We start from the raw sequence: 15,293 nt of genomic DNA, 5'->3' as shown, positions 1-15,293 counted from the left end.
AAGGACACGAACATGACGCAGACTGCTGATCCGCGCGCCCGGATCGAAGAGCGTGCCCGCAACAAGTTCGAGTCCAAGCGGACCGAGCTGGCGGAGGCGACGCTGCACACGCTCGCCGAGCTCGGCTATGCACGCACCTCGCTTCGGGAGATCGCGCAGAATTCCGAGTATTCGCACGGCGTGCTGCACTACTACTTCACCGACAAGCGGGACCTCATCACCCATGCGGTTCGTCAGTACGAGGCCACCTGTGTCACTCGCTACGACGAGGTGGTCTCGAGCGCGATCGACGCCGAGCACCTGGTCACCGACTTCGAAGAGAAGTACTTCGCGACTCTGGTGGCCGACGCGGGGATACACCGGCTGTGGTACGACCTGCGCAATCAGGCCCTGTTCGACGGCTTGTTCCGCCGTGACGTGCTCGAGATCGAAGAACGCCGCGAGGACATGATCTGGCGGGTGGTCATTCGGTACTGCGAACTGCGCGGATCCACGCCGGCGCTGGACCGAGCGTCGGCGTACATCCTTCTCGACGGCATCTTTCAACGTGCGCTGCTACACCACTTCGCCGGAAACACCGACCAGATCGACGCTGCTCGGGGGCAGCTCCGGGCTGCCTTCGCGTTGCTCGACTGATCAAGAGAGCGCCTCGGATTCACATCGGCGGGCGGGCGGGCGGAGTGCACAACGCAGCCGACCGGCTACTAACGCCGCTGCTCGTGCAGCTCGGTCTGCACGATCTGTATGTCGATGGCCCTCCTGGCAGTTTCGAGCAATTCCGTCCGATCGGTGACGAGTAAGGCCGGCGACGATGCTGGACTCGGACCGTAGGCCGGTGCATCCGGGGCTTGGTCCGCGGCCGCATGGAGAAGCGCCGCGCACTCCTGGTCGCCCAAGGTGTTCAACAGGTCGGCGAGATTGCGGAGAGCTGCCCACAGATGAGTCCAATTGCCGGTGCGCGCGAAGTAGTCGATCACCTCGCGGTATCCGAGCAACGCCTCATGAATCCGGCCCGACGTCGACCGCACCGTCAGCAATCCGACGGTGGCCACACCCACCAGAAAGGTGGCGCCGCACATTCGGGCCAAGTCGATCGCACGCAGGTAATGCTCTTCGGCCGGTAGCGGATTCCCAGCATAGTTCTCGATCTCGCCTGCCACGTACGAGTGCCACGACGCCATCGTGGGCCAGGTGGCACCCGTTCGGCCCTTGTTGTTCAGGTGCCGAGCCTCGTCGAGACCACCGGAGTAGAGGACCGCCAGCGCTGCGATCCCGAACGGTTCAGCGAGGCGGGGAGTGATCGTTGTGGCGCGCAGGCTGTAGCTGATCGCGTCGGCGTATTCACCGCGGGCCAGCGCGGTCACCGACAGCGTCAACAGACAAAGACATGTCTGTTCGGCGTCGGATGCACGTTCCATCCCCATCTTCGAGAGTTGTTCGGCGCGTTGATAGTCCCCCCGGTGATAGACCGCTTCCGCGGCCGCCGCGTAGGCGACCGAGGCGCTGGGATGGTTGGCGAGGTCGGCATCGTCGACGAGTTCATCGGCCCACGAGCGGATTTCGATGAGGTCACGGTATTCGATCGCATCGAACAGCGAAGTGACGATCGTGACTGCTGTGTCCAGTGATCCTCGATCCCGTGCCAGCCGCCAGGCGGCGCGCAGATTCGGCAATTCGCGGCGCAGGGCCGCGTCGGCCACGTGCTCGTGCTCGGTGGTCAGCCCAGCGCCGATTGCCGATGCCCGTCGGGTTGCCCATCGCAGTAACAGTTTCTCCGCGAGTTCGGACTCGCCTTCACTAGCCGACCGATCGAACCCGAAAGCCCGGACCGTCTCCAGGATCCGATACCGGGTGCCGCCTTCGATGTCGACCGCCGATGCATTGTCCTCCGATACGTTGTCCTCCGATACGTTGTCGAATTCGACGTCGATCATCGATGCATCGACCAAGTGCGCGAGTGCTGCGCCGGAGTCGCCGGGCATGCCCAGGTCCGCTGCAAGCCGTTCGGTATCGGCCAGGTCGATGCCGTCGGGGAACACCGTGAGGAACCGGAACAGCCGTTGTTCATGGGGATCGAGCAGCTCGTACGACCAGTCGATGGTGGATCGCAGCGTTCGATGTCGAAGATCGGCTGTCGGTCGGCCATCACCCAGCAGATCGAGCGCGCGGTCCAGCCGTTCATGGAGATCGGTCAACGAGAATGTGGACAACCGGCCGGCAGCGAGTTCTATTGCCAACGGCAGGCCGTCCAAGCGGCGCACGATCTCCCCGATCGTGCGTACTTGCGACGGTGTCGGCACCAATTCGGGTCGAATGCGGCGCGCGCGGTCGATGAACAGTTCGACTGCTGGTGCTCTCGACCATTCCTGTTCGCCATCGACCGAAGGATCGAACGTCAAAGGGGCCAACCGCCAGGTACATTCGGCTGCCAGGCCCAAGGGTTCGCGGGAGGTGACGAGAACTGACAGGAGTGGGCAGGATTCGAGCAGGGCGGCAACCGTATCTCGCGCGGTGTCGAGGAGATGTTCGCAATTGTCGACCACCAAAAGACCCGGACGACCGCCGAGCACGGCCGCACAGGCGCTCAGAACATCCCCGCGGACCACGTTGACATTCAGCGCAGCCGCGAGTGCGTGCGGAATTGCCGCGGGATCGGTGAGCGGCGCCAGCATCAACACCGTTGCATCGGGCGTATCGTTCGCCACCTCGAATGCAACTCGGGTCTTGCCCACGCCACCCGGTCCCGCGAGTGTGATCAGACGTTCCGATGCCATGAGTCGGCGCAGCGCCGTGACCTGGTCTGCGCGCCCGATCAACCTCGTTGCCGGTGACCTCGCTATCGCCGGTGTAGTCGGCCCTGCGGCTCCACCGGCGATCTCGCGCTCGAGCGTGCCGAGCGCAGGTGAAGGATCCAAACCCATCTCCTCGGCCAACCTCGCCCGAAATTCGCGACCGATCCGCAACGCCTCCGGTGCCTCACCGGTAGCCGCCAACGCGCGCATCGCCAACAGCACCGATGGCTCGCGCAACGGGTCGGCGACCAGCTGGGTAGTCGCCAGGGTGATGATCTGACGCGCTCGACCCGCGGCGACCGCACAATCGATGAGTGCGTCGGTCACCTCGCGCTGTAGGTTCCGGCACTCTTCGATCGCGGTGGCGATATCGGCGATATCGACCAGGTCGGTGAGCTGCGGGCCCCGCCACAGCGAATGCGCTCTCTCCAGCACGGCCAGCGCACCGATCGGATCCTGGCCTCGAAGGCTCCGTGCCTGGGCGAGCTGCGCCCGCGCCTCGGACGCATCGCACTCGTCGCCGCCGAGCTGGAGTCGGTATCCGTCGCCGCTGTTCTGCAACCGCATCGCCGCCGCCCCCAGGTGACGGCGCAACCGGGAGATGTGGGCCTGTAGGGCAGAGCGACCCGATGCCGGTGCTTCGGACGGCCACAAGGCGTCCACCAACCGGCCGACCGGAACCGTCTCGCCGCGAGCGAAGGCGAGTAGCGCGAGTACTGCCCGGCGCTTGGGTCCGGGCACGTCGACTGGAACCCCTCCGACAAGAAGCCGCAGCGGGCCCAGCACTTCGACCCGAACACCAACGTCAACCACCGCCACTCCTTCCGCCGGGCCGACTTCCTGCCACGTTCGTCCCGTTCGGGATCGCTGTCTCGGGATCACTGTCTCGGGATCACTGTCAGCGCCGTGTCCGCCGACGTCAGCGGCGTGACAGCGACTCGATCGACACTGTCCAGTGTGACCGGTTGTTCGCCGGTCCACCGCATGAATCACCGGAACATTCGCGGAACGAACTCACCAAGGAGAAGTCAGATGGACGAGAACAAAGTAGGGGAATTCATCGGTCAGGTGGTCACCGATCTGGGCGCTGCAGCCGCCGCCGGTTCGATTGTCATCGGCAACCGGCTCGGCCTGTACAGCGCGCTCGCGAAGGGACCCGCCACACCCGAGGCGTTCGCCGACTACACCGGCTATGACCTGCGCTACCTCACCGAGTGGCTGCGCGGTCAGGCCGCCGGCGGCTACATCTCGTACGACCCGGCGACCGAGGCATTCTCGATGACCGAGGAGCAGGCGTTCTGCCTTGCCGACATGGCAGGGCCGAACGTATCGGCCGCCTTCGTAGGCGTGCTGGGTTACCTGCGCGCCGAGGACAAGATCACCGAGTCGTTCAGGACGGGCGCCGGTGTCGGCTGGCACGAGCACGACCACAATGTGTTCGTCGGGATCGACGCATTCTACCGACCCGGCTACGCCGCAGAACTCGTGCCGAACTGGATTCCCGCACTCGACGGTGTCGCAGCGAAACTGTCGGCTGGCGGCCGCGTCGCCGACGTCGGTTGCGGCCTCGGAACGACATCGGTGTTGCTGGCGCAGGCATACCCCAAGAGCACCGTCGTCGGGGTGGACTTTCACGGTGAGTCGATCGCACTTGCCCGCAAACAGGTCGACGACGCCGGGGTGGGCGATCGAGTGAACTTCGAAATCGCTACGGCACAGGATTTCTCGGGTAGTGACTACGATCTCGTGACCACCTTCGACGCCCTTCACGATATGGGTGATCCAGTCGGCGCCGCCCGCCGGATCCTCGAGTCACTGGACTCCGATGGCACATGGCTCCTGGTGGAACCGATCTCCGCCGAAAACGTCGAGGACACTTTCAACCCGGTTGGGCGTCTCTACTACAGCGCCTCGACATTTCTGTGCGTCCCGAACGCCCTGTCCCAAGCCGGCGGCTACGCTCTCGGCGCCCAGGCACCCGAATCGGCGATACGACAGGTAGTCACCGACGCCGGCTTCACCCGGTTTCGGCGCGCAGCGCAGACCGCTTTCAACAACGTCTACGAGGTTCGGCCCTGACGAACGGCCGGGCCACACATCACGAGAGGCAATGACATGGACATCCCGGTCCTCGCCGGCGGGGTAGCCACCGCGGTGTTCGCATGCAGCACACTGCCGATGTTGGCCAAGGCGTGGCGCACCAAAGACGTGGCGTCGTACAGTCCCGGCAATATCGCCCTGGCCAACATCGGCAACCTGATCTATTTGCTCTATGTGGTTCATCTGCCACTAGGCCCGGTGCTGGTCCTGCATCTGTTTCACACCATGACCACCGCGCTGATGCTGTTCTGGTACGTGCGCTACGTGGTCCTCGGCGGGGACCGGAGTGCCGGCTCGGGTCAGGCACCACCTCGACGGTCCGAGGTGATGTCTACCTCTCAACGCTCGGGTGCTGGACCACTCCGCAGTGTGCCGGAGTGCAGTGTGCCGGAGTAGGGACTCGCCGACGTCATGTGCGGTCTTTTTTGGCTTGCCTCCGTTTGCCTGCCGCGATCGTCGAGGCCTCGTACTTCTTTCGGCCGGGCGATTTCCGGGTGGCGTCGACGCGGGACTTGCCCGCCGAGACGACCTTGCCCTCGCCGGCGCCGCCTTCGCCGGGCGACGGCGACGACTTGCGTGCGCGACTGAGACGTTCAGCCTTCAGTTCACGGGCGGTGTCTTTCGATACTGCGGCCAACCGACGACTCACTCTGCTCAGTGCAACCTCGAAGGCTTCCGCTTTGGCTGCGTTGCGCGAGTTCGCTGCCTTGCCGGCGCCGCGAGCACCTTTGGCGCCCACCTTGGCAGCGCCTGCGCGACGGTAGAGCTTGACGTACTTGTTGCGGCCTCGTCGAATGCGGGCGTGCAGATCGATCAAGTCATCCTCGGAGAGACCGGACATCTCCGATTTCTTGGTTTCCCGAATCAATACGTACTCGTCCTCGGACAGGGAGTTGAGGAGTTTCTTCATGCCGATTCCAATCCATACGTGGCCCTCGAGCGTAACTCGCGCAGATGAGACACGGACTGGTTTCGAGCGACGAGATCGGCCCGACAGCCGGTCCGATCAGTCGCGCTTCGCCTCGTAGCGCAGCAGGACGGTGCCGCCCGGGAAGTTCCGGTTCTCCAACAGTCGCAGCGACATCCATGACGGCAGCGACGGAAAGAATGGTGTACCGCCGCCCACGGCGATGGGCGAGATCACCATCCGGAACTCGTCCACCAGTCCGGCCTGCACGATCGGTGCGGCCAGCGTCGCGCCGGCCACCTCCAGCGTGCCCTCTGTTTCGGCTTTCAGCTTTGTTACCACCTCGACCGGGTCGCCGCGTTCCAGGCGGGAGTTTCCGTCGACGGACTCCAAGGTGTGCGAGAACACGACCTTCGGCATCTCACGCCAAATACGCGCGAAGTCGACCACTATAGGAGTGGCGTCCGGGTCCTGGTCGGCGGTCTGCCAGTACGCGGACATCATTTCGTAGAGCCGCCGCCCGTAGAACGACAGGGCGGTCTCCCGCTCGAAGTCATTCCAGTACTGGTGCAGTTCCTCGCTCGGATCAGACCAGTCGATACTGCCGTCAGCGTCCGCGATGTACCCGTCCACCGATACGTTGAAGCCATAAATGAGTTTGCCCATACAGATCAGACTGCACCGGAGGGCAAAACTCATCGCGACAAGCCACCGATCCAATGCCACACCATCGAATCCTCAGGCGACCCGGAAGCGATGCAGCGACCTTCTCTCCCAGGTTCACAGGCGGACTATGCTCGGACGGTGCGAAAGGTCAGCAGCGTCGCGAACCTCGATCTCAACTTGCTGGTGTCACTCGATGCCCTCCTGCAGCACAAGAGCGTGACCAAAGCCGCTCAGCAACTGGGCTTGAGTCAACCCGCACTCTCAGCCGCGTTGGCTCGACTTCGACGGCACTTCAACGACGATCTGCTCTACCGGGTCGGAAACGAATACCACTTCACCCCGCTTGCTGCCGAACTTCGTCAGCGCACTGGTTTGGCTCTCGACGGCGTCGAGCGAGTCTTCTCGGCGCAGCCGAAGTTCGACCCTGCGGAATCAACACGCGAATTCTGCGTTGTCGTGAGCGATTACGGGATCACCGTACTCGGCGACACCCTAGCCAGGTTGTTCACCGAGGCAGCGCCCCGCGCCCGTCTCCGCTTTCGTCCGACGAGCCCAGACTTGGTTGCACGTGCCGAACAAACACTCGTGGGTACGGACTTGATGCTCGTGCCGCACGGGTTCGTGACAGATCTTCCGCACAAGGATCTCTATCGCGATCGATGGATCATGGTCGTCTCGTCCGACAACGAGGACATCGGCGCCGAGATGACCGTCGAAGACTTGAAGTCATCGCCGTGGGTCGTGGTGTACCACGGCCATTCGGCCGCCACCCCGGCAGATCGTCAGCTGCGCATGCTCGGCATCGAGCCACACGTACAGGTAGTAACCGAGAACTTTCTCACGGTCCCGGGCCTTGTCTCCGGCAGCAATCGCATTGCCCTACTGCAGGAGCAGCTGGTTCGACTTCTCCCCCTGAACTCCGGCCTGCGTACCATTGCGTGCCCGGTGGAAGTCAGCGAACTGGTCGAGGCCATGTGGTGGCACCCGGTTTACGACCGAGATTCCGAGCACACCTTCCTCCGTGAACTCGTGATCCGGGCAGCCGAATTGGCGACCGCGGAGCTTCGGTGATCCACCGGCTGAGCTCGAGTTCGGCTATTTCACCGCGATCGGATTGACAGGAGCACCCACTGCACCTGTCACGGGAATCGGCGCGGCGGTCAAGAAGAACTCGTACACTCCGTCGGTCGCACAGTCCTCGGCCAGCGCATCGAGGTCCCACATCTCACCGAGGAACAACCCGATGTTGGGGATCGCTACCTGATGAAGCGGCTGAAATGCGACATCGAATTCATTCGGCCGCACTTCGAAGCCCCACGTATCGGTCGCGATCGCGGCAATCTCGCTGTCGTGCAACCAATCCGCGGTGGTGAAGGACAGTCCGGGAGCCGCTCCCCCGGCGTAGTCGCCCCACCCGTCGCGACGGGTGCGAGCAAGCTGCCCGGTACGCACCAGGACGATATCGCCGCGCCGAACCTCCGATGTCGGCCCCTGGGTCGCAATCGTCGCATTCAGATGCTCGGTTGTGATCGCGAAGCCGTCCGGCAGCTCGCCGTCGTCACCACAACATCTACCGACGTCGAGCAGCACACCTCGACCGACGATCCCATTGGCAACGGTTTCGATTCCGGTGACACCGTCACCCAAGCTGGTGACCACGGACGCGGCTGGGCGGCCGTTCCAGGCGATACCGTGATCGAAAATGTGACCTAGCCCGTCCCACTGCGTCGAACATTGCAGCGGCATGGCCACTACATCGTCGGCACCCCCGAGCCCGTGAGGGAAACCTTGAATGCCTGCGGCAGCATCGGTGCCGGTGTCGAGCATCGTGTGCACGGGATTGGTGCGCCGACGCCATCCTTTCTGGGGACCGTCCATGTCGAAGCTCTGTGACAGCGAGAACGACGAACCACGTCGCACGAGCGACCCTGCTGCAGCCCGCAGATCGTCGGTGAGATAGTTCATCGTTCCCAGTACGTCGTCCTCGCCCCACTTCCCCCAATTACGGTTCCGTTCGGCAGATTTCGCGATCTCTCCCTCGGGATCGGTGCGGTCGAGAATCCTGGGGGTATCGATACTGGTCATACAGAATCCTCTCGAAGTGCATCGGACACGGACTTGACGCCGCCATGCGACCCGGCACCGCCGTCGACGGGTATTTCGGCACCGGTGACGAACGAGGCGTCGGGGCCTATCAAGAACGCCACGACCGCGGCCACCTCCTCCGGCCGACCGGTTCGGCCCAGGGGTGTCTCGGCGACCGAGGCCGACCTGAACGCGGAGGGCGCTCCTCGCGTCATGGAGGTGTCGATGAAACCTGGATGCACGATGTTGACGCGAATGCCGCGCGCGCCCCACTCGACTGCGGCGGCCTTGGTGAGCCCACGTAGAGACCACTTGCTGGCTGTGTACGCCACCGGATAGTGCCCGGTGGTCGCAGCGAGAGAACCGACGTTGACGATCGATCCGCCGGCCCGCATCCTCTGCGCGACCGCTTGCATCCCCAACAGAGGACCGATGACGTTGACCGAGTGCAGCCGAGTCATGTCCTCGGCACTGACGTCGTCGACTCTTGCACGCCACGTGATTCCCGCACAGTTCACCAGGCCGTCGATGGGACCGTCGATTCGGCCGACGAGCTCGTCCCAATGCGTGCGCAACCTGACGTCGAACCCGGTCTCGAGATCGACACCGTGCACGACGGCGCCGAGGTGTCGCAGCCGATCAGCGACAGCGGCTCCGATTCCGCCCGCGGCGCCGGTGACGATGACGGCTGTGCCCGACAGATCAGACACGGACGTGCTCCTGTCGGACACCTGCATGATCGACGACTCGGGCCGCCGGAATCTCAGCGGTGGCGCGCGATCGCCCCACGGTGTTGATCAAGGTCCCGATCCCCTCGACGGTCATGGTCACCACGTCACCTTCCTGCAGCGGGGGTGGCGTCTGTTCTCCGCGCCGGCCCCACAGTTCGGCGAGACAACCACCGTTGCCGACGGTCCCACTGCCGAGGACATCTCCCGGATGTACCCAGGAGTCACGAGAGGCATACGCGACGAGGGCGTCGAAGGTCCACCCCATGTTCGCGAGCGAGTCATGGCCTATGCGTCGACCATTCACATCGACGGTGCATGTCATCTGCAGAAATCCGTCCGCGCCACGACGGGTGTGGATTTCGTCGGCTGTCACGATCCACGGTCCCAACGTGTTGGCGAAGTCCTTGCCTTTCGCCGGTCCTAGACCGACCTGCATCTCGCGACGCTGAAGGTCTCGCGCCGACCAGTCGTTGAGGATCGTGTATCCGAAGATGTGGCTGTGTGCCTGGTGCATCTCCACGTTCGATCCCGACTTGCCGATCACCGCGGCGACCTCCAATTCGAAGTCGAGTGCAGTACACGCCGCGGGCGGTGCGATCACTGCGCCATGACCGCTGACGGTGTACGGGTTGGTGAAGTAGAACCGCGGAGCTTCGTACCAGGCTTCCGCAACTCCCTGCACGCCGTCCACGCTGCGGCGAACACCCTCGACGTGTTCTTCGAATGCGACGAAATCCCGCATCGTCGACGGTTGCAGTGGAGCCAGCAGGGTCACCGCGGTCAGATCGATCGACGGCCGTGCGCGTGCTGCGGCGCCGATGTCGAGCGCGCGGGAAAGACCACCGCTCAGCAGAGACTGCATCGACTCGTCCAGGGGCTGAACCCGACCGTCGTCGACCACACCGCACGACACATCTCCGTCGTAGACGTAGGTCGCGAATTTCATACCGGCGGCGCCACGAACAGGCCCTTGTCGGGATCGTTGAACGACTTCTTCGCGACGAACTCGTCCATCGCGTTCGCGGTCCCCCATTGATCCGACACTTCCGGCTGGGAGAAGTCGAGCAGATGCGGATGCCAGGTGTCCTCGTCGAGGACCTCGAGTTCGGTGGTGTATTCCATCGTGTTGCCGTTGGGGTCGAGGAAGTAGGAGAACGTGTTGTTCCCTGCCTGGTGACGCCCCGGGCCCCAGATCTTCTCGACGCCGGCACGCAGCATTCGACCGGTGCCGCGCATGTATTCGTCGATGCCGCGAAGTTCGAACGACGCATGGTGCAACGACACGTGTGGTCCCCGTGCGACGGCCATGCTGTGGTGCTGCGCATTGGTCCTCAGGAACCACATCATCTCGCCCATGCGGGGGTGTGTGAGCGTATCCGAGAGTTTGAATCCGAACCATTTGTCGTAGAACGCCACTGTCACTTCGGGATTCGGAGAGTTCAGCACCACGTGCGAGAGCTTGACCGGGATCGATTCACCTTCTTCGACCTTGCGATGTTGCCGCACAGCCACATCCGCGGACACCTCGATGGTACGGCCGTCGACATCGAAGAACCGGAATCCGTAGCCACCACCCATCGTCTGCAGGGTTCCCGGCTCCCCCACCAATTGCACACCGCCTACAGCGAGACGCTCGGCCAGGCTGTCGACACTTGCAGCATCGGCCATTCCATAGGACACCAGGTCGAGGCGCTTGTCGGAGTCCTTGCGAATGCGCACGACGTAGTGCTCGGGCGAGCCCTCGGCCGCGAGATACGTGACGTCACCGTCGGTTCCGACGTTGGTCAAACCCCATTGTCGGGTGTAGAAGTCGAGTTGCTGTTGGTAGTCCGGTACAGCGAGATCGACATGGCGGAGATGGGTGAAAGCGTAGTTGCTCATGATTGGACTCCTGATGATGCGGTCGACAGACCAAGCCGGAAGGCGTTGTCGCCGAGTATGGAACGAGTGGCAGCTTCGGTCAGGCCCGCGGCGCGAACCTGGGACACGGGATCGGTAGTGCCCATGTCGAACGGATAGTCCGACCCCAGAACGACGGACTCTGCTCCGACGGCGTCGACGAGTGCTCGTAGCGCACCCGCCCCGTGCACGAGAGAATCGAACGTGATCCGCGGCAGGTAGCTACTGGGCCGGTCGGTGCACCGACGAGCCTCGGGGCGCACCTCCCACGCGTGGTCGGAACGGCCGATGTAGGTGGGCAGATAGCCACCCCCGTGCGCCGCGAGCACTGTCAAGGTGGGGTGACGATCGAGCACACCCGCGAAGATGATGTGCGATAGCGCGACAGCGTTCTCCACCGGCTGCCCGACCGTGTTCGAAAGATAGAAGCGATCGAGGCGTTCGTCGAGCGAGCACCCGAACGGATGCAGAAACACCACAGCACTGAGCTCGGCAGCTCGCGCCCAGAACGGTTCGAGACGCGCGTCGGACAGCTCGACGCCCGGCGCGAACGAGGAAATCTCGACGCCCGCCAACCCGCAGGTGATCACTGCGTCGTCCAGGGCGGCAACTGCGTCCTCGGGATGCTGCAGGGCGATCAGACCCAGTCCGACGAGTCGCGACGGCTCCTCGGCGACCAGGGCGGCAATGCCGCGGTTGGCGCTTGACGTGACCACCTGCGCGAGTTCACGATCCGCCCAGTAGTGGTAGTGCGACGGGGACGGTGAGACGACCTGAATGTCGATCCCCGCCGCGTCCATGTCGGCAAGGCGTCTGTCCACACCGATAAGCTGAGGAATGCGGGCTGCGACCATCTTTCCCGACACCTCCAGCGACTCGGCGCCGTTTCGTCGGGCATCGAGCGCGCGATGGGCGTCGAGTCCGGCGCGGCCTGCGACTGCTGCTTCGATCTCGGGGACGATCGCATGCGCGTGGACGTCCACGACCGGGGCGTTCATGGTGCCTCGCTGACGAGAGCGGTGACGCGGCCCATCACTCCGGGAACATCGGCGTCGGTGGCATGTTCGCGCATCCATGTTCCGATCTGCACAGACGCTTCCACAACCGCACGCGCCCGAGGGAGGCGACGATCGGTGAAGGCGTCGAGCAGGGCGTCGTCGATCGTATTCGCAGCCAGCACCATGTCCGCCAGCACAATGGCGTCCTCGAGTCCTTGCGCTCCGCCTTGGGCCACGGTGGGAGGGCAGCAATGTGCGGCATCGCCGATGAGGACGACCCGCCCGCGGTGCCACGGACCCTCCAGCACATGGGTTTCGAACCACGTGTAGTTGATGGCCTTCGGATCGTCGAGATGCTGTTTGATGTCGTCCCAGGGACCGTGATAGCTCTCGGCCAGGCCCTGCATGACGCCGAGACGCTGCTCTGGTGTCAGGCAGGTGCGGTCCTGTGCTTCTTCGACGATGTAGGCGTAGAGCGAGTTCACGCCGGTGGGGCAATACCCGGCGATGTAGCCGGCTCCGCCGTAGTAGAGGTCGGTGCGGGTGACACTGTCCGGACGGGGTCCGACGAGTCGCCAGATCCCCATTCCGGTCGGACGCGGGGTCAGATCGATGCCGATGGCTGCGCGAGTCCACGACCTGACACCGTCGGCACCGATCACCAGGTCGTACCGCCCGGTCGTGTCGTCCGTGAACGTCACTGCGACGCTGGACTCGTCTTGCATCAAGGAGCTGGCCGTGACACCGAATCGCAGCTTGGCACCGGCGTCTTCGGCTGCCGCATGGAGTATCGACGCCAGAATGGGTCGCTCCATTCCCATTCCCGAAGGAAGGTCGGGTCCGCCGGTACGAGCGTCGTCCATCGCGACCAGCAAGGTTCCGTCGGCGTCGGGCGCCCGTATTCCGATGGTGTCGAACCCGTACCCGTGCGCCGACACCTCGTCCCACACTCCCAGGTCTCGCAGAACCCGTAGCGCGTTGCCTTGCAGCGTGATTCCTGATCCCACGGCGTGACCGCCCGGCGTGATTTCGACGACGTCGACCGACGCGCCGCCCTTCGCCAGTGCGATCGCCGCTGCTGATCCCGCGATCCCAGCCCCGATGACGAGCACCGATGTCATGACGCGTCCACCACCGGAGTCTGCTGGTATCCGAGGCCCGTGATGGTCGAGGTCATCACGTCGCCGTCGCGCAGAAGCCTTCCCCAGTGCATTCCGTTGCCTGCGGGGCTGCCCGTCAGAATGAGATCGCCCGGCAACAACTGCACCGTCTGAGACACAGCGGCGACCAGCGCGGCGACACCGAACAACATGTCCTTGGTCGACTCGTCCTGCATTGCCTTGCCGTCGAGTTCGAGTGTCAGACGCATCTCGGACACCTCCCCTGCGTCTTCCTTCGGCACGATCCACGGTCCGAGGGGCAAAAAGCCAGGCGCATTCTTTGCTCGCAGCCAGTCGGTGCCGATTTCGGGCATATCTCGTCGGAACACCAGTTCGCGCGTGGTCAGGTCGTTGGCGATGGTGTAGCCGGCAATTGCGTCCAGCGCCTCGCCCTCGGACAGTTGGTACGCGCGTCGTCCGACAACTGCGACCAGCTCGAGTTCCCAGTCGTTGTTGTGTGTGCCGGCCGGGAGGGTGACGGTGTCGTACGGTCCGGTGACTGCAGAGGGCAGGCCGACGAAGAAGTACGGATCACCCTCTGCCGCACGTTTGTCCATCATGTCGGCAGCATCGGCGCGAACCTGTGCTTCGGTGCGTCCGTTCGAGATGTCTGCGTGCTTGACCGCTAGATCAATGACGTGTGTGCGGTAGTTGGCACCCGCCTGCAAGATCTGACGCGGCTCGATCGGCGCCGAGACGTTGGCGTCCACCACCGCGGTCCACTCGCCGTCGGTGGATTCGGCCAGAGATCGCAGGACCGGCAGAAGTCGATCCCAGTCATCGAGAATCGCCCGCGTACTGACGGGAGAAGTCATTTCCAGACGGTCGACGACGGAATCGAGATTGAGTAGGGCACCGGCGGCCAGAACAACCGCATGCGGTCCATCTGCCAGTGTGGCCGTGCCGAGCGCGAAGGCCGGGAGGGGCCGAGTGTTGGTATCCACAGGAGGCTGACTTTCGTTCGACGTGGGTGTGATGGCAACCACTGTTCCGCGACGCCAACGCATCAGTCAAAGAAACAATTGCGATATCCGCTATCAATACAATTGATGCGCAGGGCATAAATCAGCCTTATGAACGGTGTCAGCAATAACGATTTCCGTGATCCGCCCAGTTGGCTCAGACTGAGCGGCGAAACGTGATCCACCTCACTCACATCCCCTGATTTTCCGGAGGCTCCGCATGACCCAATGGCGTGTCCCCGGTGAAGGGGGCCATTTTGTTTTAGAGTCCTGTTGCCTGTTGCCTGTGACCTGGGCGGATAGGAGAATCACGAACATGGCTGGACGTAAGCGGAACTCCGCCGAGGACATCGTGCGCAAGCTGCGCCGCGCTGACGAGCTCACCGCGGCGGGCAAGACGCAGGAGGAGATTGTCGCCGAGCTCGAGGTGTCGGCGGTGACGTTGTACAACTGGCGCCGCCAGTACGGCGGGATGGATACCGACGCGGCGAAGGAACTCAAGGACCTGCGCGAGCAGAACAGCCGGCTCAAACGCCTCCTCGCGGATGCGGGGTTGGAGAAGGATGCGCTGCGGGAGGTGGCGAAGGACGCTCCTATAGATGTCAAGTGGTGGGGGCGAGGTAGTCATGCCGGAGTGCGGTGAAGACTTCGCGGGCGAGGTAGCGTTTTTGGCATCGAATGATTTCGGGCATCGATTTACCCTCTGACCTGAGGCGATCTGCGTAGCTGCGGGCTTGGTCGCTGTATCTGAGCCGTACGATCACTGCGGTATGGAGTGCTTGATTCGCGCGCCGGTCGCCACCGCGATGCAGGCGGTGACGGGTGGTCTTGCCTGACGATGCGGGGATCGGTGCTACCCCGCACAAGTGTGGCGCTCCTGAGGTTTGTGTGGGCGCCATTTCTGCTGTTCAGGGCGGGTTGTGTTGTTGGACGCAGTGTTCGGCGAGTTGCCGGTGAGATGAGGGACGCGCACGTGTTGGGCCTCTAGATTTC

At 63.7% G+C, this 15,293-nt stretch carries 15 protein-coding genes and 1 pseudogene; 5 read left to right on the top strand and 11 right to left on the bottom strand.

The window, feature by feature from the left end:
- Positions 1-12 precede the first annotated feature (12 nt).
- Positions 13-636: a TetR/AcrR family transcriptional regulator gene (locus J1M86_RS25065; protein WP_206511800.1), complete on the top strand. Its 624-nt coding sequence runs from the start codon at positions 13-15 to the stop codon at positions 634-636.
- Positions 637-704: 68 nt separating this feature from the next.
- On the opposite strand, the gene J1M86_RS25060 is transcribed toward J1M86_RS25065, so the two are convergent.
- Positions 705-3,605 (bottom strand): BTAD domain-containing putative transcriptional regulator, encoded by a 2,901-nt coding sequence (locus J1M86_RS25060; RefSeq protein WP_206511799.1) that lies wholly within the window; start codon positions 3,603-3,605, stop codon positions 705-707.
- Between the two features lie 219 nt (positions 3,606-3,824).
- Between J1M86_RS25060 and J1M86_RS25055 the strand changes: the two genes are divergently transcribed.
- Both J1M86_RS25055 and J1M86_RS25050 read left to right on the top strand, forming a co-directional pair.
- Positions 3,825-4,871, top strand: coding sequence for a trans-aconitate 2-methyltransferase (locus tag J1M86_RS25055; RefSeq protein ID WP_206511798.1), 1,047 nt, complete (start codon positions 3,825-3,827; stop codon positions 4,869-4,871).
- A 36-nt stretch (positions 4,872-4,907) separates the two neighbouring features.
- Entirely contained in the window at positions 4,908-5,288 is a 381-nt protein-coding gene (locus J1M86_RS25050; RefSeq protein WP_206511797.1) for a hypothetical protein, read from the top strand.
- Positions 5,289-5,301: 13 nt separating this feature from the next.
- Here J1M86_RS25050 and J1M86_RS25045 read toward each other — a convergent pair whose 3' ends face one another.
- Positions 5,302-5,802 (bottom strand): hypothetical protein, encoded by a 501-nt coding sequence (locus J1M86_RS25045; RefSeq protein ID WP_206511796.1) that lies wholly within the window; start codon positions 5,800-5,802, stop codon positions 5,302-5,304.
- A 96-nt stretch (positions 5,803-5,898) separates the two neighbouring features.
- Entirely contained in the window at positions 5,899-6,465 is a 567-nt protein-coding gene (locus J1M86_RS25040; protein ID WP_206511795.1) for a dihydrofolate reductase family protein, read from the bottom strand.
- Between the two features lie 138 nt (positions 6,466-6,603).
- Between J1M86_RS25040 and J1M86_RS25035 the strand changes: the two genes are divergently transcribed.
- A complete protein-coding gene (locus J1M86_RS25035) occupies positions 6,604-7,536 on the top strand; it encodes a LysR family transcriptional regulator (protein ID WP_075837639.1) in 933 nt (310 codons plus the stop codon).
- 24 nt (positions 7,537-7,560) lie between these two features.
- Here the strand turns inward: J1M86_RS25035 and J1M86_RS25030 are convergent, their stop codons facing one another.
- The 7 genes from J1M86_RS25030 to J1M86_RS25000 are packed head-to-tail and all read right to left on the bottom strand — an operon-like array spanning position 7,561 to position 14,282.
- On the bottom strand, positions 7,561-8,550 hold the full coding sequence (locus J1M86_RS25030; RefSeq protein ID WP_206511793.1) for a cyclase family protein: 990 nt from the start codon (positions 8,548-8,550) through the stop codon (positions 7,561-7,563).
- Positions 8,547-9,260 carry an SDR family oxidoreductase gene (locus tag J1M86_RS25025; protein WP_307786744.1) on the bottom strand — a complete coding sequence of 238 codons (714 nt, stop codon included), beginning with the start codon at positions 9,258-9,260 and terminating at the stop codon, positions 8,547-8,549. The genes J1M86_RS25030 and J1M86_RS25025 overlap by 4 nt, the downstream gene beginning before the upstream one ends.
- The gene (locus J1M86_RS25020; protein WP_206511791.1) at positions 9,253-10,227 is read right to left on the bottom strand and encodes a fumarylacetoacetate hydrolase family protein; all 975 of its coding nucleotides are present in this window, start codon (positions 10,225-10,227) and stop codon (positions 9,253-9,255) included. The genes J1M86_RS25025 and J1M86_RS25020 overlap by 8 nt, the downstream gene beginning before the upstream one ends.
- Positions 10,224-11,162, bottom strand: a complete 939-nt coding sequence (locus J1M86_RS25015) for a VOC family protein (RefSeq protein ID WP_206511790.1) — start codon at positions 11,160-11,162, stop codon at positions 10,224-10,226. Before J1M86_RS25015 ends, J1M86_RS25020 begins: the two co-directional genes overlap by 4 nt.
- Positions 11,159-12,178, bottom strand: a complete 1,020-nt coding sequence (locus tag J1M86_RS25010) for an amidohydrolase family protein (protein ID WP_206511789.1) — start codon at positions 12,176-12,178, stop codon at positions 11,159-11,161. The genes J1M86_RS25015 and J1M86_RS25010 overlap by 4 nt, the downstream gene beginning before the upstream one ends.
- Positions 12,175-13,299 carry an FAD-dependent monooxygenase gene (locus tag J1M86_RS25005; protein WP_206511788.1) on the bottom strand — a complete coding sequence of 375 codons (1,125 nt, stop codon included), beginning with the start codon at positions 13,297-13,299 and terminating at the stop codon, positions 12,175-12,177. The genes J1M86_RS25010 and J1M86_RS25005 overlap by 4 nt, the downstream gene beginning before the upstream one ends.
- Entirely contained in the window at positions 13,296-14,282 is a 987-nt protein-coding gene (locus tag J1M86_RS25000; RefSeq protein ID WP_206511787.1) for a fumarylacetoacetate hydrolase family protein, read from the bottom strand. The genes J1M86_RS25005 and J1M86_RS25000 overlap by 4 nt, the downstream gene beginning before the upstream one ends.
- 334 nt (positions 14,283-14,616) lie before the next feature.
- Between J1M86_RS25000 and J1M86_RS24995 the strand changes: the two genes are divergently transcribed.
- Positions 14,617-14,943: a transposase gene (locus J1M86_RS24995; protein WP_241260654.1), complete on the top strand. Its 327-nt coding sequence runs from the start codon at positions 14,617-14,619 to the stop codon at positions 14,941-14,943.
- Here the strand turns inward: J1M86_RS24995 and J1M86_RS24990 are convergent.
- Positions 14,903-15,166, bottom strand: a pseudogene (locus J1M86_RS24990) (transposase); the annotation flags it as partial. The gene J1M86_RS24995 and the pseudogene J1M86_RS24990 overlap by 41 nt on opposite strands.
- Positions 15,167-15,293 lie beyond the last annotated feature (127 nt).

The organism is Rhodococcus sp. KRD197, assembly GCF_017168235.1.
Classification (GTDB): Bacteria; Actinomycetota; Actinomycetes; order Mycobacteriales; family Mycobacteriaceae; genus Rhodococcoides.
Note: the sequence above shows the minus strand (reverse complement) of the source record. Positions and strands in the feature narration are given on the sequence as shown.

What these genes read in the sequence shown, in the direction of transcription:
- J1M86_RS25015 (WP_206511790.1), bottom strand. Translation starts at nt 11,162, where the DNA reads ATGAGCAACTACGCTTTCACCCATCTCCGCCATGTCGATCTCGCTGTA.
- J1M86_RS25040 (WP_206511795.1), bottom strand. Translation starts at nt 6,465, where the DNA reads ATGGGCAAACTCATTTATGGCTTCAACGTATCGGTGGACGGGTACATC.
- J1M86_RS25020 (WP_206511791.1), bottom strand. Translation starts at nt 10,227, where the DNA reads ATGAAATTCGCGACCTACGTCTACGACGGAGATGTGTCGTGCGGTGTG.
- J1M86_RS25005 (WP_206511788.1), bottom strand. Translation starts at nt 13,299, where the DNA reads ATGACATCGGTGCTCGTCATCGGGGCTGGGATCGCGGGATCAGCAGCG.
- J1M86_RS25065 (WP_206511800.1), top strand. Translation starts at nt 13, where the DNA reads ATGACGCAGACTGCTGATCCGCGCGCCCGGATCGAAGAGCGTGCCCGC.
- J1M86_RS25010 (WP_206511789.1), bottom strand. Translation starts at nt 12,178, where the DNA reads ATGAACGCCCCGGTCGTGGACGTCCACGCGCATGCGATCGTCCCCGAG.
- J1M86_RS24995 (WP_241260654.1), top strand. Translation starts at nt 14,617, where the DNA reads ATGGCTGGACGTAAGCGGAACTCCGCCGAGGACATCGTGCGCAAGCTG.
- J1M86_RS25050 (WP_206511797.1), top strand. Translation starts at nt 4,908, where the DNA reads ATGGACATCCCGGTCCTCGCCGGCGGGGTAGCCACCGCGGTGTTCGCA.
- J1M86_RS25030 (WP_206511793.1), bottom strand. Translation starts at nt 8,550, where the DNA reads ATGACCAGTATCGATACCCCCAGGATTCTCGACCGCACCGATCCCGAG.
- J1M86_RS25045 (WP_206511796.1), bottom strand. Translation starts at nt 5,802, where the DNA reads ATGAAGAAACTCCTCAACTCCCTGTCCGAGGACGAGTACGTATTGATT.
- J1M86_RS25055 (WP_206511798.1), top strand. Translation starts at nt 3,825, where the DNA reads ATGGACGAGAACAAAGTAGGGGAATTCATCGGTCAGGTGGTCACCGAT.